Annotated in this window: 14 protein-coding genes; 10 read left to right on the forward strand and 4 right to left on the reverse strand. The window is 67.0% G+C overall.

The features are described from left to right. Window positions 1-2: 2 nt before the first annotated feature. Together AWC06_RS03820 and hemE are read right to left on the reverse strand one after the other, a co-directional pair. Entirely contained in the window at window positions 3-1,367 is a 1,365-nt protein-coding gene (locus tag AWC06_RS03820; protein ID WP_085194513.1) for a protoporphyrinogen oxidase, read from the reverse strand. Continuing rightward, entirely contained in the window at window positions 1,364-2,413 is a 1,050-nt protein-coding gene (gene hemE / locus AWC06_RS03825) for a uroporphyrinogen decarboxylase (protein WP_085194515.1), read from the reverse strand. The genes AWC06_RS03820 and hemE overlap by 4 nt, the downstream gene beginning before the upstream one ends. An 87-nt stretch (window positions 2,414-2,500) precedes the next feature. Here hemE and AWC06_RS03830 point away from each other — a divergent pair, with 87 nt between their 5' ends. From AWC06_RS03830 to AWC06_RS03855, 6 genes are all read left to right on the forward strand, one after another. Continuing rightward, window positions 2,501-2,974 carry a hypothetical protein gene (locus AWC06_RS03830; RefSeq protein WP_085194517.1) on the forward strand — a complete coding sequence of 158 codons (474 nt, stop codon included), beginning with the start codon at window positions 2,501-2,503 and terminating at the stop codon, window positions 2,972-2,974. Window positions 2,975-2,976: 2 nt separating this feature from the next. Beyond that, window positions 2,977-3,723 carry a gluconate 2-dehydrogenase subunit 3 family protein gene (locus AWC06_RS03835; RefSeq protein ID WP_085194518.1) on the forward strand — a complete coding sequence of 249 codons (747 nt, stop codon included), beginning with the start codon at window positions 2,977-2,979 and terminating at the stop codon, window positions 3,721-3,723. Further along, the gene (locus tag AWC06_RS03840) at window positions 3,716-5,404 is read left to right on the forward strand and encodes a GMC family oxidoreductase (protein ID WP_085194520.1); all 1,689 of its coding nucleotides are present in this window, start codon (window positions 3,716-3,718) and stop codon (window positions 5,402-5,404) included. The genes AWC06_RS03835 and AWC06_RS03840 overlap by 8 nt, the downstream gene beginning before the upstream one ends. A gap of 10 nt (window positions 5,405-5,414) precedes the next feature. Then, on the forward strand, window positions 5,415-6,233 hold the full coding sequence (locus AWC06_RS03845) for an enoyl-CoA hydratase/isomerase family protein (RefSeq protein WP_085194522.1): 819 nt from the start codon (window positions 5,415-5,417) through the stop codon (window positions 6,231-6,233). Window positions 6,234-6,330: 97 nt separating this feature from the next. Continuing rightward, on the forward strand, window positions 6,331-6,876 hold the full coding sequence (locus AWC06_RS03850; RefSeq protein WP_244899011.1) for a DUF3000 domain-containing protein: 546 nt from the start codon (window positions 6,331-6,333) through the stop codon (window positions 6,874-6,876). A gap of 1 nt (window position 6,877) precedes the next feature. After that, window positions 6,878-8,140, forward strand: coding sequence for an HRDC domain-containing protein (locus AWC06_RS03855; protein WP_085194526.1), 1,263 nt, complete (start codon window positions 6,878-6,880; stop codon window positions 8,138-8,140). A gap of 17 nt (window positions 8,141-8,157) precedes the next feature. Here AWC06_RS03855 and dxs read toward each other — a convergent pair whose 3' ends face one another. Next, window positions 8,158-10,071 (reverse strand): 1-deoxy-D-xylulose-5-phosphate synthase, encoded by a 1,914-nt coding sequence (dxs, locus tag AWC06_RS03860; RefSeq protein ID WP_085194528.1) that lies wholly within the window; start codon window positions 10,069-10,071, stop codon window positions 8,158-8,160. An 84-nt stretch (window positions 10,072-10,155) separates the two neighbouring features. On the opposite strand from dxs, the gene AWC06_RS03865 reads away from it, so the two are divergent. From AWC06_RS03865 to AWC06_RS03880, 4 genes are all read left to right on the forward strand, one after another. After that, complete coding sequence (locus tag AWC06_RS03865) at window positions 10,156-10,599, forward strand: CBS domain-containing protein (protein ID WP_085194530.1); 444 nt, start codon at window positions 10,156-10,158, stop codon at window positions 10,597-10,599. Window positions 10,600-10,615: 16 nt separating this feature from the next. Beyond that, window positions 10,616-11,905 (forward strand): ArsB/NhaD family transporter, encoded by a 1,290-nt coding sequence (locus AWC06_RS03870; RefSeq protein WP_085194532.1) that lies wholly within the window; start codon window positions 10,616-10,618, stop codon window positions 11,903-11,905. A 150-nt stretch (window positions 11,906-12,055) separates the two neighbouring features. Continuing rightward, on the forward strand, window positions 12,056-13,345 hold the full coding sequence (locus AWC06_RS03875) for an ArsB/NhaD family transporter (RefSeq protein ID WP_085194534.1): 1,290 nt from the start codon (window positions 12,056-12,058) through the stop codon (window positions 13,343-13,345). 69 nt (window positions 13,346-13,414) lie between these two features. After that, window positions 13,415-14,059, forward strand: coding sequence for a TIGR03085 family metal-binding protein (locus AWC06_RS03880; protein ID WP_085194536.1), 645 nt, complete (start codon window positions 13,415-13,417; stop codon window positions 14,057-14,059). 54 nt (window positions 14,060-14,113) lie between these two features. Here the strand turns inward: AWC06_RS03880 and AWC06_RS03885 are convergent, their stop codons facing one another. Beyond that, on the reverse strand, window positions 14,114-14,515 hold the full coding sequence (locus AWC06_RS03885; RefSeq protein ID WP_085194538.1) for a group I truncated hemoglobin: 402 nt from the start codon (window positions 14,513-14,515) through the stop codon (window positions 14,114-14,116). Between the last annotated feature and the right edge of the window lie 215 nt (window positions 14,516-14,730).

Raw genomic sequence — 14,730 nt, forward strand, 5'->3', positions numbered from 1 at the left:
TCCTATCGTGCCACTTCTGTGTTCAAGGCGTTCTGCAGCTCTGCCGCGGCCCGACCAGCCGCGGCGACACAGGCCGCTACGCCGATGCCGTCGAGGTAGCTGCCCGCCGCCGCCAGCGTCGGGGGCAACCCGGCGCGCAACTCGGCGACCAGATCGACATGACCGGGCCCGTATTGCGGCATCGCGTCGACCCAGCGCCGCACGCGGGCATCCACCGGCTCGACAGGGGCGCCGAACACGGCCTCGAGGTCGTCGACCGCCCAGCCGAGCAGCTCGTCGTCGGAGGCGGAACGCGCCGGTTGATGTGCGGGGGGGTCCCCGAACCGCCCGAACGACAACCGCACCAACTCGACATCGCCCCGGCGCCCCCACTTACGCGACGACAATGTGATCGCCTTGGCGCGCAACCGTTCTCCGCTGGCCACCAGCACCCCGGAATTATCCGGGAGCGCAGCGTCAACGGGCAGCGCCAACGCCACGATCGCCGTCGACGCGCTCGCGACCCGGCCCGCAGCGGCGGCGGCGCGTGGCGCGATGCCCTGGACCAGGCTCGCCAGCCGCGGCGCCGGGATGGCCAAGACCACCGCGTCGGCGTGCCAGCTGGCGCCGGTGTCGTCGTGCAACACCCAACCCGGCTCGATCCTGTCCACCGCGGCCTGCACCCAACGCGGCCGACCGGCCCGGGCGAGCTCGTCGACCAGAACCGTGTAGCCGCCGTCCACCGCGCCGAACACCCGCCCGTCGGTACTCGGCGGCAGCGCGCGTCCCACCGCGTCGGTCAGGTTGGCCGCACCAGCATCGAGGGCTGCCGCCAGGCTGGGAGTGGCCGAGCGGACACCGATGGTGGCGGCCGACCCGGCGTACACCCCGCCCAGCAGCGGATCCACCGACCGGCTCACCACTTGCTCGCCGAACCGGTCGGCCACCAGGTCGCCCACCGACGGATCGCTGCCGGGTCGCCAGTGCAGCGGGCGGCCCGGTTCCGCGGCGATCCGCGCAACGGTCGCATCGTCGACCAGCCCCACCATGGAGGCCGGCGACGACGGGATCCCGGCGAGGGTGCCCGAGGGCATCGGCTGCAGCCGGTCCTGGCTGTAGATCAGCGGACGCGCACCGGTGGTGTCGAGCTGGCGGTCGGCAAGACCGAGCTCCGCCAGCAGCGCCGGCACCTCAGGGCGGCGCACGACGAACGCCTCGGCACCGACGTCCATGGGCTGGCCGCCGACGCGCTCGGTGCGCAATACCCCGCCGAGCCGGTCGGCCGGATCGAACAGCGTGATACTCGCCTCGTCGCCGGCGGCGACCCGTAACCGGTAGGCCGCCGTCAGGCCCGAGATTCCGCCGCCGACAACACAATACGAGCTCATAGCGAATGGACCAACGACACCAGCTGGGTGAGCACCCCGAGGTCGGTCTCCGGCAGCACGCCGTGGCCGAGGTTGAAAACATGCCCGGACACGCCGGCGTCGATGGCTTTACGGCCGTCCTCGACCACGGCGCGTGCCGCACGCTCCACCACCGGCCAACCCGCAAGCAGCACGGCCGGATCGAGGTTGCCCTGCAGCGCCGTTCCGGCCTGAACCCGGGCGGCGGCATCGGAGAGCGAGGTTCGCCAGTCGACTCCCACCACCGTCGCACCGGCAGCGGACATCGCGCCCAGCAGCTCGGCGGTGCCGACGCCGAAGTGCGTCATCGGCACGCCGCGGTCGGCCAGTACGGCGAAAACCCGCTCGCTGTGCGGCAGCACGTAGCTGCGGTAGTCGGACAGCGACAGCGCGCCCGCCCACGAGTCGAACACCTGGATAGCATCCACCCCCGCGTCCAGTTGCACCCGCAGGAAGTCGATGGTGAGGTCGGTCAGCTTCTCCATCAGCGCATGCCAGCTGTCCGGCTCGGCCAGCATCATCGCCTTGGTGCGGGCATGGTGACGGCTCGGGCCCCCCTCGACCAGATAGGACGCCAGCGTGAACGGCGCACCGGCGAAACCGATCAGCGGAACGTCGCCCAACGCGCCCACCAGCGTCGCGACGGCGTCCGCCACAGGCTGAACACGTTGCGGGTCAAGGGGTTTCAATGCACCGACATCCGCCGCGGTGCGTACCGGCGTCGCAATCACCGGCCCGACATCGGCGACGATGTCCACGTCGACACCCGCGCCGCGCAGCGGGACAACGATGTCGGAGAACAGGATCGCCGCGTCGACGTGGTGGCGGCGCACTGGCTGCAGGGTGATCTCCGCGATCAGTTCGGCGTCGAAACAGGCCTCCATCATGCTGTGCCGTTCCCGCAGGGCCCGGTATTCGGGCAGCGAGCGGCCGGCCTGGCGCATGAACCACACCGGCACCCGGTGCGGCTTGCGGCCCGTTGCCGCAGCCAGGTACGGCGACTCGGGAAGCGCGCGACGCGTACTCATTGCGGTCAATGCTGCCACGGCACGTGTGCGAGCCGTGGTTTTGGGGAATGTGCTCGGTGCGACTCGACGGCACGGAAGGAGCGGTGGATGTTTCTCATGGACAAGCCGGGTGGAGATCTGGTCGAGGAGGCCGAGTACTTCGTCGACCGGGCGCTGCGCAACATCGCCCACGGTCGCTTCGAGCGGTCGCTGTCCGGGCTGACGGCGTTCGCGGCGCTGGTGACGACCGCCGAGGTGTACTTCGAGCATTACCGGGCCAGCTTCGGCAACAAGTGGATGTGGAGCCCGATCGTCGTCACGCCGCCGGTGGTGGTCGCCGGGGTGGCCGGGGTGTTCTCCAAGCGCTGGGCCAAGCGGTGGCTGCCGATCACCGGCGCGATCTACGCGGCAAACGGGCTGATGGGCCAGTACTTCCACGCTCGCGGGGTGGCACGCCGGCCCGGTGGCTGGCGGCTGTATACGTACAACGTGCCAATGGGCCCCCCGATCGCCGCTCCCGGGCTGATGAGCATCGTCGGGGCGATGGGTGTGTTGGCCGCGATTCTGCGCCGCGAGAAGTGAGCATGCCCGACCGGCCCGATATCGCCAGCGGCAAACATCTGCCCAACCTGCGGCCCGACGGCAAGCCGCTGCACCCGTCCTGGCTGCCGCGCCAACGCCGCGGCGTCACGCCGCAGATGATCGGCCGCTATCCCGACTATGACGTGCTGTCCACGGTCGACACCTGGGATGAGGCCACCCGCAAAGTGGTGCTGGCCAGGTTGGAGAAACCCGGACCGCTGCGGTTCTTCGACTCCGCGCAGGAGCCGACGCTGCGCGCGTTCTGCGACACCGTGCTCGCTCAGGACGGCGAACCTCGGATCCCGGTGGCCGAGTTCGTCGACGCCAAGCTCGCCGACGGGCGGCTGGACGGCTTTCAGTACGCCGACATGCCCGATGACCGCGACACCTGGCGCCTGGTGCTGAACGGACTGGACGAGGCCGCGCGCGACGCCGGTGCGGAGTCGTTCGCCGCCGCCGAAGCCAAGACCCGCGAATCGGTCGTGCAGCGGTTCGCCGATGCCCAGCTGTACGGCGGCAGCTGGGAGAAGTTGAACGTCTCGCGCGCCTGGTCGGTGGTGATGCGGGGCGCGCTGAGCGCGTTCTACAGCCATCCCTGGGCGTGGAACGAGATCGGGTTCGGCGGGCCGGCCTATCCCCGCGGCTTCATGCGGCTCGGCGGTGTCGGGATCCGCGAGCCGTTCGAAAAGCCGGGAGCCACGTCCGAGGACCCGGTCAAGACCATCGAAGAGGAAGACATCGATGGGTGACTTCTGGCGCGGGCTGCTGAAGGGAGCATATGGGCCGCCCGACAACGACTCGCGGTTCTTGCTCGACGTGCATTCGCGCGACCTACCCGGCGAAGCCACCATGCGCCGCTACCACGACGACGAGGAAGTCGACCTGGTGATCGTCGGCGCCGGCGCGGGTGGTTCGGTGCTGGCGCAGCGGCTGGCCCGCGCCGGCTGGCGGATCGTGATCCTGGAAGCAGGTCCGTTCTGGCACCCCGACGAGGACTGGGTCTCCGACGAGGCCGGTTCGCATCAGCTGTACTGGACCCAGAAGCGGATCATCGGCGGCTCGGATCCGCAAGAGCTGGGCAAGAACAACTCCGGGCGCGGCGTAGGCGGATCGATGATCCACTACGCCGGCTACACACCGCGATTCCATCCCAGCGACTTCGAAACGTTCACCCGTGACCGGGTGGGCGCCGACTGGCCGATCAGCTATGCCGACCTGCGGCCCCACTACGAGCTCCTGGAAGCCGAGCTGCCCGTCGCCGGTCAGGACTGGCCGTGGGGCGATCCGCACCGCTATCCGCATGCGCCGCATCCGGTCTCGGGTGCGGCGATGAAACTCTGGGAAGGCGCGATCAACCTCGGCATCGAGATGCGAGTGGGACCGGTAGGAATCGTCAACGGCACGTTCGGCAACCGGCCGCACTGCATCTACCGCGGCTACTGCCTGCAGGGCTGCAAGGTGAACGCCAAGGCCAGCCCCTATGTCACACATCTCCCCGACGCGCTGGCTCACGGTGTCGAGATTCGGGCAAACTGCATGGCCAGCCGGGTCGAGCTTGACGAGGCCGGAAATGCCCGCGGCGTCACGTATTTCGCTGAGGACAGCTCTACTGAGCGCTGCCAGCGTGCCAAAGTGGTTGCGGTGGCGTGCTATTCGATCGAAACGCCGCGGCTGCTGTTGAACTCAAGCAGTCCACGGTTCCCGAAAGGGTTGTGCAACAACAACGACCAGGTCGGCCGCTATGTGATGGTGCAGGGTGCCTCGCAGACCGCCGGCCGCTGGCCCGACGAAATGCGGATGTACAAGGCGCCGCCACCGGAGATTTCCTCGGAGCAGTTCTACGAAACCGACCCGGACCGGGGCTTCGCGCGCGGCTTCTCCATCCAGACGGTGTCGCCGATGCCGATCGGCTGGGCCGAGCATGTGCTGGCCGACGGACACTGGGGTGCGGCGCTGCGCGAATACATGCGTGACTACAACCACTGGTCCACCATCGGGGTGCTCAACGAGTTGCTTCCGCACCCGGAGAACCGGGTGACCCTGGCCGACGAGACCGACCCCTACGGGATTCCGGTCGCCCGGTTCGACTACTCGCTGTCGGACAACGACAAGGCCAACATGGAGTACTCCACCAAGGTGATCACCAACATCTTGCATGCGGCCGACGCCCAGGACGTGCTGACCATCCAGCGCTTCGCCCACCTGATCGGTGGCGCACGCATGGGCAGCGACCCGGATACCAGCGTGGTGAACTCCGACCAGCGGACCTGGGCGGTGCCTAACCTATTTCTCGTCGATGGATCGGTGTGCCCGACCCAGGGCAGCGCCAACCCGGCGTTGACGATCATGGCGCTGGCGTCGCGGCTGGCCGAACGTATCGTCCGCGGAGATGTCAAGGCCGATGCGGGCCGCCTGACCGTGCCTGCGTAACCTCGTCGGTATGCCAGTACAGCACCCTCCGGTCGACTACGGCGAGTTCCCAAGTCTGCGAATCGAACCCGGCTCCGACGGGGTTCTACAAGTGATCCTCGACGCGCCGGGCCTGAACTCCGTCGGGCCGCAGATGCACCGCGATCTCGCCGACATCTGGCCGGCCATCAATCGTGACCCCGACGTGCGGGCCGTCCTGGTCCGCGGTGAGGGCAGGGCCTTCTCCTCCGGCGGCAGCTTCGACCTGATCGCGGAAACGATGGGCGACTTCCCCGACCGGATGCGCATCATGCGCGAGGCCCGCGATCTGGTGCTCAACATGGTCAACTTCGACAAACCCGTCGTTTCGGCGATCCGCGGCGCCGCAGTGGGCGCCGGGCTGGTGGTGGCATTGCTCGCCGACGTGTCGGTGGCCGGGCGCAACGCCAAGATCATCGACGGGCATACCAAGTTGGGGGTGGCCGCCGGCGACCACGCTGCGATCTGCTGGCCGCTGCTGGTCGGCATGGCCAAGGCGAAGTACTACCTGCTCACCTGTGAGCCGCTGTCCGGCGAGGAAGCCGAACGGATCGGGCTGGTCTCGACCTGCGTCGACGACGACGACGTGCTGGCCACCGCGACCCGCATCGCCGGCGACCTGGCGCAGGGGGCACAGAGCGCGATCCGGTTCACCAAGCACAGCCTCAACCACTGGTATCGGATGTTCGCGCCGGCCTTTGAAACCTCCCTTGGCCTGGAGTTTCTATCGTTCAGCGGGCCCGACGTCCAGGAGGGTCTGGCGGCGCACCGCGAGAAGCGGCCGGCGCGCTTTTCCGCCGGTCCGGCGTGACGGCGGCGTGCCTGTTACCGCCTGTCAGCGGTTAGGTCTAGCGTCACAGGTTGTGACTTCCGCCGAACCGGTTCTGTTCCGCGAGGCGGTGGCGGCGATGAATGCTGCCACCGTGCGGTCGGAGATCGAGCTGGGCCCGATCCGCCCGCCGCAGCGGCTCGCGCCGTACAGCCACGCGCTGGGTGCCGAAGTCAAACATCCCGACGTGGACGTCGCCCCGGATGGGGCGGGGGGTCCGGAGGGTGAAGCGTTCGGTCGGCTGATCCTGCTTTACGACCCCGATGGCGCCGACGCCTGGGACGGCACCATGCGGCTGGTCGCCTACATCCAGGCCGACCTCGATGCCAGCGAGGCCGTCGACCCGCTGCTGCCGGAAGTGGCGTGGAGCTGGCTGGTCGAAGCCCTGGATGCGCGCGCCGAGCATGTCACCGCGCTCGGCGGCACCGTCACCGCCACCACCTCGGTGCGCTACGGAGACATCTCCGGACCGCCGCGCGCCCACCAGCTGGAGCTGCGGGCGTCTTGGACCGCGACCACCCCCGACATCGGCACACACGTCGAGGCGTTTTGCGAGGTGCTCGAACACGCCGCGGGCCTGCCGCCGGTCGGGGTGACCGACCTGGGCTCGCGGTCCCGCGCCTGAGATGTGCCCCGAACCTTCCCAGGCAGTGCCCGACGAGCCCGACAGCACGGAACCGGACCCCACCCCGCTGCTCAGTCCGGCCGACGGCGTACCCGATCTCGCCACCAGTGTCGACGAGATCAAGTCCGCCGCGGCGTTGCTGGCCGGCGGCGAGGGGCCGTTCGCGGTGGACGCCGAACGGGCGTCGGGCTTCCGGTACTCCAACCGCGCCTACCTGATCCAGATCCGGCGGGCCGGCGCGGGCACGGTGCTCATCGACCCGGTCAGCCACGGGGGCGACCCGCAGGCCGTGCTGCGGCCGGTGGCCGAAGTGCTCACCGACGACGAGTGGATTCTGCACGCCGCCGATCAGGATCTGCCGTGCCTGGCCGAGGTCGGCATGCGACCGCCCGCGCTGTACGACACCGAGCTGGCCGGGCGGCTGGCCGGATTCGACCGGGTCAATCTGGCCGCCGAGGTGCGCCGGTTGCTCGGTCTGGGCCTGGCCAAGGGCCACGGGGCGGCTGACTGGTCCAAACGTCCGCTGCCGGCGGCGTGGCTCAACTATGCCGCCCTGGACGTGGAAGTGCTCATCGAACTGCGTGACGCGGTCGCGGGCGTGCTGGCCGAACAGGGTAAAACCGGCTGGGCCGCAGAGGAATTCGAGTATCTGCGGACCGCGGGAGTGGTGGCGGCACCGCCGACCCGGCGGGACCGCTGGCGGCGCACATCGGGCATCCATCGGGTGCGTGACCAGCGCGGCCTGGCCGCGGTCCGCGAGCTGTGGATCACCAGGGACCGCATCGCCCAACGCCGCGACATCGCACCCGGGCGCATCCTGCCGGATTCGGCGATCATCGATGCCGCCGTCGCCGATCCGAAGACCGTCGACGACCTGATCGCCCTCCCGATATTCGGGGGCCGACGGCAGCGCCAAAACGCGTCGATCTGGTTGTCGGCGCTGCAGACGGCCCGGGAGAACCCCGTCGCCGCGGAGGATGCCGAAGCACCCAACGGGCCACCGTTGCCGGCGCGCTGGTACAAGCGCAGACCCGAGGCCGCGGCGCGACTGAACGCGGCCCGCACCGCGCTGGGCGAGTTGTCGCAGCGGGTGTCGGTGCCCGTGGAGAACCTGGTCTCACCCGAGCTGGTGCGACGGCTGTGCTGGGACTGGGAGCCGACCGAGAACCCGACGACGGCGGTCGATCAGTTTCTGGCGGCGGGGCAGGCGCGCCGGTGGCAGCGCGAACTGGTGGTCCCCGTGCTGGCCGCGGCGCTGGGTTAGCCGGTCGCGCCCTGGGTTCAGTCCAGGTGCTCGCGGATGTCGGCCTCGGAAACGGCGTTACCCAACGCCGCGACCCAGCCGGTGATCTGGCGGGCCACATCCTGCTCGGTCAGCCCGGCGGCGGTGAGCACCTCACTGCGCGACGCGTGGTCGAAGAACTGCTGCGGCAGCCCGACGTCGCGGCACGGCACGTCGACCTCTGCGCGCCGCAGCGCCGCTGACACCGCCGAGCCCACACCGCCGGCCACGCCGTTGTCCTCCAACGTCACGACCACCTTGTGCGTGACCGCCAATTCGGCCAGCACGTCGGGAACCGGCAACACCCACCGCGGGTCGATCACCGTCACCCCGATGCCCTGTTTGCGTAGCCGCTGGGCCACCGCGAGCGCCATCGACGCGAACGCTCCCACCGCCACCAGCAGCGCGTCGTGGTTCAACCCGTCGCCCGGCACCGCGAGCACGTCCACACCGGAACGCCGCTCGACGGCCGGAATGTCTTCGCCCACATCGCCTTTCGGGAAGCGAATCGCTGTCGGGCCGTCGTCGACGTCGAGCGCCTCGCCGAGCTCCTCGCGCAGTCGGGTGGCATCGCGGGGCGCGGCCACTCGCAGGCCCGGGACGATGCCCAACATCGACAGGTCCCACATGCCGTTGTGGCTGGCGCCGTCGGGGCCGGTGATGCCGGCCCGGTCGAGGACCATGGTGACCGGCAGCTTGTGCATCGCCACGTCCATCATGATCTGGTCGAACGCCCGGTTGAGGAACGTCGAGTAGATCGCCACCACCGGGTGCAGCCCGCCCATGGCCAGCCCGGCCGCCGACGTCATGGCATGTTGCTCGGCGATGCCGACGTCGAACAACCGATCCGGAAAGCGCTGTCCGAACGGGGTCAGGCCGGTCGGACCCGGCATGGCCGCCGTGATGGCGACGATGTCGCGGCGCTTGGCTGCGTAGCCGATCAGCGCCTCGGAGAACGTCGCCGTCCAGCTGGGCCCGGGCACCTTGGTGGCCACCCCGGTCGACGGGTCGATGACGCCGCAGGAGTGCATCAACTCGGCCTCGTCGTCCTCGGCCGGCGCGTACCCCATGCCCTTGCGGGTGGCGACGTGCACGATCACCGGGCCACCGAACCCGCGGGCGCTGCGCAGTGCCGACTCCACCGCCTGTTCGTCGTGACCGTCGACCGGCCCCACGTACTTCAGCCCCAGGTCGGTGAACAGCAGCTGCGGCGACAAGGCGTCCTTGACACCGGCCTTGACGCTGTGCATGAAGTGGTAGACCAGCTCGCCGATCATCGGCATGCCGCGCATCGCGCTGCGTCCTTTTTGCAGCAGCTGCTCATAGGTGGGCTGCAGCCGCAGCGTGGCCAGGTGGTCGGCGAAGCCGCCGATGGTGGGCGCGTAGCTGCGCCCGTTGTCGTTGACCACGATCACCACGGGGCGGCGGGCCGCGGCGATGTTGTTCAGCGCCTCCCAGCACATGCCGCCGGTGAGCGCGCCGTCGCCAACCACCGCCACCACGTGCCGGTTGCGGTGCCCGGTCAGCTGGAACGCCTTGGCCAAACCGTCGGCGTAGGACAGCGCGGCGCTGGCATGGCTGGACTCCACCCAGTCGTGTTCACTCTCGGCGCGCGACGGATAGCCCGACAGTCCACCCTTTTTACGCAGGCTCTCGAAATCCGCGGCACGGCCGGTCAGCATCTTGTGCACGTATGCCTGGTGGCCGGTGTCGAAGATGATCGGATCATGCGGCGAGTCGAACACCCGGTGCAGCGCCAGCGTCAGCTCGACGACGCCCAGGTTGGGCCCCAGATGCCCGCCGGTGGCAGCGACCTTGTGGATGAGAAAACCGCGAATCTCGTGAGCCAGTTGGCGTAGCTGCGGTTGGGAAAGGTGCTGCAGATCGGCGGGGCCGCGGATCTGTTCAAGCATCCCGCCAGTGTACGCAGGCACGACCGGATCGTCTCGTGCCAACACTGGTGCGCACCGTCCGCACCGAGAACGTATCGTCGCCGTATGCGCGCAGAGGAAATCGCCGAAGACTTCCCCGTCGTGACCACCGACTCCAATGCTCTCGAAGCTGCCCGGATGCTTGCCGAGCACCGCTTGCCCGGGCTGTTGGTTACCGATACATCCGGTAAGCCGTATGCGGTTTTACCGGCTTCGCAGGTCGTCCGATTCCTCTTGCCGCGCTACGTCCAAGACGACCCCTCGCTGGCCGGCGTGCTCAACGAATCCATGGCAGACCGCGCCGCGGATAAGTTGGGCGGCAAAACCGTCCGGGAGGTGCTCCCCGACCACCTGCTCAACATCCCGCCGGTGGACGCAGACGACACCATCATCGAGGTTGCCGCAGTCATGGCGCAGCGCAGAAGTCCGCTGATCGCCGTGGTCAAACACGGCGACCTGCGCGGCGTGATCACCGCGTCGCGGCTGATCGACGCGGCACTGAAACATTGATCGCGGCGGAGCGCCGATGAGCGTCGTCGCGGTGACGGTGTTCGTGGTCGCCTATGCACTGATCGCCTACGAACGTATCGACAAGACCCTCGTGGCGCTGGCGGGCGCGGCGATCGTGGTCTGCTTGCCGGTGATCAGGTCCACCGACATCTTCTTTTCTCACGACACCGGAATCGACTGGGACGTCATCTTTCTGCTGCTGGGCATGATGATCATCGTCAGCGTGCTGCGCCAGACCGGCGTCTTCGAGTACATCTCGATCTGGGCCACCAAACGCGCCAAGGGCTCCCCACTGCGGATCATGATCCTGCTGGTGCTGGTCACCGCGGTCGGATCGGCTCTGCTGGACAACGTCACCACTGTGCTGCTGATCGCGCCAGTCACGCTGTTGGTGTGTGACCGGCTGGCCATCAACGCGGCACCGTTTTTGATGGCAGAAGCATTCGCATCCAACATCGGCGGCACAGCGACCCTGGTCGGCGACCCGCCCAACATCATCATCGCGAGCCGAGCCGGCCTGACTTTCAACGACTTCCTGGCGCACCTGACACCGATCGTGATCATCATCATCGGCGTCTTGGTCGCACTCCTGCCGCGATTGTTCCCGGGCGCGTTCGCCGTCGACGCCGAGCGAGTCGCCGACGTCATGTCGCTGGAGGAGCGGGAGGCCATCCGCGATCCGGGCTTGCTCATCAAATGCGGTGTCGTCCTCGTCTTGGTATTCGCAGCCTTCATCGCGCACTCGCTACTGCGTCTGGACCCGTCCATAGTGGCCCTGATGGGGGCCGGCATCCTGATCGTGATCTCCGGACAGGAGCGTTCCGATTATCTGTCCAGCGTCGAATGGGACTCGCTGCTGTTCTTCGCCGGGCTGTTCATCATGGTCGGCGCCCTGGTCAAGACTGGCGTCGTCAACGAGTTGGCACGCTTGGCGACCGGGGTGACCGGCGGCAATGCGTTGTTGGCGACCATGCTGATCCTCGGAGCCTCGCTGGTGTTCAGCGGCGTCATCAACAATGTCCCGTATGCCGCGACGATGGCACCGATCGTCACCGAACTTGGCCCATCCACGATCGGACACGTCCATCCCGACGTATTGTGGTGGGCACTTGCCATGGGTACCGGCTTAGGTGGCAACCTCACCGCAGTAGGGGCCAGCGCCAATGTGGTCATCCTCGGGATTGCCCGGCGCGCAGACAATCCCATCTCCTTCTGGCAGTTCACCCGTAAGGGCGCATTGGTCACCGCCGTCTCGCTCGGGCTCACCGCGGTTTACCTCTGGCTGCGCTACTTCGTGTTGAGCTGACGGCGCCAACCGATTGCAATTCGTTGACCGTTCTCCTCGCATCACGCCTGCCGACCGTTGCTGATAACGTTGGCAATTCGGTGTACCGGGAAGCCTGGTCGGCCTCTGTCGTACGACCGGAAGCACTATGGCCTACAGCTTTGACAGCCAATGAGCATCGTCGCCGTCACGGTGTTCGTGGTCGCGTATGCGCTTATCGCGAGCGATCGCATCAACAAGACACTGGTGGCGCTCGCGGGGGCAGCGGCCGTGGTCACCCTGCCTGTGATCCGGTCCGAGGATGTCTTCTACTCGCATCGAACCGGAATCGACTGGGACGTCATCTTTTTACTGCTGGGCATGATGATCATCGTCAGTGTGCTGCGCCAGACCGGCGTCTTCGAATACGTCGCGATCTGGTGCGCCAAACGCGCCAAAGGCTCCCCGCTGCGCATCATGATCCTGCTGGTGGTGGTGATGGCGTTTGGGTCGGCCTTGTTGGACAACGTCACCACGGTGTTGCTAATCGCACCGGTCACCCTGTTGGTGTGCGATCGGCTGGCGATCAACCCCGCATCGTTTCTAATGGCCGAAGCGTTCGCATCCAACATCGGTGGTGCGGCGACACTCGTCGGCGACCCGCCCAACATCATCATCGCCAGCCGAGCAGGGTTGACATTCAACGACTTCCTCGTACACATGGCACCGATCGTCCTCATTGTGATGACGGTCTTCGTCACGCTGTTACCGATCTTGTTCCGAGGGTCTTTCGACGTCGATGCCGAGAGGGTCGCCGATGTCATGTCGCTAGACGAACGCGAGGCCATCCGCGACCACGGGCTGCTGGTCAAGTGCGGCATCGTCCTAACGCTGGTGTTCTGCGCATTCATCGCCCATCGGGTGCTGCACATCGAGCCGTCTGTCGTGGCACTGCTGGGCGCGGGCATCCTCATCGTGATCTCTGGGCTGGAGCGTTCCGACTACGTGTCCAGCGTCGAGTGGGACACTCTGCTGTTCTTCGCCGGACTGTTCATCATGGTCGGGGCCCTGGCCAAGACAGGTATTATCGACCACCTGGCGCGGGCGGCAACCGAGGTGACCGGCGGTAGCGAATCATTAACCGTGATGCTGATCCTCGGCATCTCAGCACCGGTGTCCGGCATTATCGACAACATTCCCTACGTCGCCACGATGACACCGATCGTCACCGAGCTGGGCGCGGTCATGCCGGGTTCCGTTGAGCCCGACACACTCTGGTGGGCGTTGGCGCTGGGTGCCGACTTCGGCGGCAACTTGACCGCCGTCGGGGCGAGTGCGAATGTCGTAATGCTCGGAATAGCCCGGGGTTCGGGTAATCCCATCTCCTTTTGGGAATTCACCCGCAAAGGCGCGGTGGTCACGGCAATGTCCATTGCGCTCTCGGCGATTTATCTCTGGCTGCGCTACTTCGCATTGAGCTGAACATCGCGCACAGTCATGCGATTCTTGGCGTGGAAGCGGTGACGATCCCCGCTTTTGGGGAGGGGCGGCATGGCTGATGTTCCGCTGGACACGCAGGAGCGCCTTGAACTGTGTGATCTGCTCGACGAGCGCGGCCCGTCCGCTCCCACGCTGCTCGAGGGCTGGACTGCTCACGACCTCGCCGCCCACATCGTGTTGCGAGAACGCGATTTCATCGCTGGCCCTTGCATCGTGCTACCCCGCCCCTTCCAGCGGTTCGCCGAGCGGCAAAGGATCAGATTGGCCCAGAGCAAAGACTTCACGTGGCTCGTCGCGCGGATTCGGTCTGGTCCTCCCATCGGGCTCTTCCGCATCGGATGGGTCCGCGCGTTGGCGAATCTCAACGAGTTCTTTGTTCATCACGAGGACGTCCGCAGAGCCAATGGACAAGGGCCCCGTAGCCTCACGCCCGCAATGAATGCTGCCTTGTGGCGAAACGTTCGTCGCGGCAGCCGCTATCTGAGTCGGCGGCTTCACGCATGCGGCCTTGAGATTGAGTGGGGCGGAACCAACGAGCGGGTGACGGTTCATCCAGGCGAACCGACGGCTCGACTCAGCGGCCCGCCAGGCGAACTCCTGCTATACGTCTTTGGGCGCCAAGCTGCTGCGCAAGTCGAAGTGAGCGGACCGCCGGAAGCCGTTGCGGCGCTGCAACGCACGCACTTCGGCATGTGAATCCATCGCTTGCTTCGATCCACAGCCCTTGATAGCTCTAACACCCGGGCGACTTCAGCCCTTCGCCGCGACAGTGTTCCCGGATACGATGTCGTCCGCTAGCGGTGCAATGACACCGAGTATGTCAGTGACTGTCTCGGACGGGACTCCAGCCGCACGCAGCGAGTCGGTGAGGTGTCCAGCCACCAGATTGAAGTGGCGCATGGTGATTCCACGGCCTTGATGCACCTGCCTCAGCGAAGCACCGGTATACGGTCCCGGCCCACCGAGAGCGGCTGCAAGAAATTCGACTTGGCGGCCCTTCAGGCGATTCACATTCGTCCCGGTGAAGAAGCCCGACAGGTGATCATCGGCAAGCACCCGGGCATAGAAGTCGTCTACGACGAGCTCAAGGGCTTCATGGCCACCGATCCGATCGTAGATACTCAACATCTTCGATGTGTCTAATCGCGACATCGATTCCTCTCCTCTCTCAATAGATGTCGCTGCGCTGTTTCTGGAGTCAAGGTGCCTGTGAACCGATCGGACAAGCTCACCCGGGCAGTGATATTGATCAAGGAAAATGCCTGTCGTCTAACCACATCCAGGTCATCGCCGTCTCGCTATCTGCGATTCGCTGCGGCTGTTGGGTTGACACGTCCTCCGTCCGGTCAGCGGACCGGAATCGGCGA

Source organism: Mycobacterium fragae (genome assembly GCF_002102185.1).
Classification (GTDB): Bacteria; Actinomycetota; Actinomycetes; order Mycobacteriales; family Mycobacteriaceae; genus Mycobacterium; species Mycobacterium fragae.

Bases quoted from the DNA above. Each gene is read 5' to 3' on its own strand.
- AWC06_RS03820 (WP_085194513.1), bottom strand. From the start codon at position 1,367: ATGAGCTCGTATTGTGTTGTCGGCGGCGGAATCTCGGGCCTGACGGCG.
- hemE (WP_085194515.1), bottom strand. From the start codon at position 2,413: ATGAGTACGCGTCGCGCGCTTCCCGAGTCGCCGTACCTGGCTGCGGCA.
- AWC06_RS03830 (WP_085194517.1), top strand. From the start codon at position 2,501: ATGTTTCTCATGGACAAGCCGGGTGGAGATCTGGTCGAGGAGGCCGAG.
- AWC06_RS03835 (WP_085194518.1), top strand. From the start codon at position 2,977: ATGCCCGACCGGCCCGATATCGCCAGCGGCAAACATCTGCCCAACCTG.
- AWC06_RS03840 (WP_085194520.1), top strand. From the start codon at position 3,716: ATGGGTGACTTCTGGCGCGGGCTGCTGAAGGGAGCATATGGGCCGCCC.
- AWC06_RS03845 (WP_085194522.1), top strand. From the start codon at position 5,415: ATGCCAGTACAGCACCCTCCGGTCGACTACGGCGAGTTCCCAAGTCTG.
- AWC06_RS03850 (WP_244899011.1), top strand. From the start codon at position 6,331: ATGAATGCTGCCACCGTGCGGTCGGAGATCGAGCTGGGCCCGATCCGC.
- AWC06_RS03855 (WP_085194526.1), top strand. From the start codon at position 6,878: ATGTGCCCCGAACCTTCCCAGGCAGTGCCCGACGAGCCCGACAGCACG.
- dxs (WP_085194528.1), bottom strand. From the start codon at position 10,071: ATGCTTGAACAGATCCGCGGCCCCGCCGATCTGCAGCACCTTTCCCAA.
- AWC06_RS03865 (WP_085194530.1), top strand. From the start codon at position 10,156: ATGCGCGCAGAGGAAATCGCCGAAGACTTCCCCGTCGTGACCACCGAC.
- AWC06_RS03870 (WP_085194532.1), top strand. From the start codon at position 10,616: ATGAGCGTCGTCGCGGTGACGGTGTTCGTGGTCGCCTATGCACTGATC.
- AWC06_RS03875 (WP_085194534.1), top strand. From the start codon at position 12,056: ATGAGCATCGTCGCCGTCACGGTGTTCGTGGTCGCGTATGCGCTTATC.
- AWC06_RS03880 (WP_085194536.1), top strand. From the start codon at position 13,415: ATGGCTGATGTTCCGCTGGACACGCAGGAGCGCCTTGAACTGTGTGAT.
- AWC06_RS03885 (WP_085194538.1), bottom strand. From the start codon at position 14,515: ATGTCGCGATTAGACACATCGAAGATGTTGAGTATCTACGATCGGATC.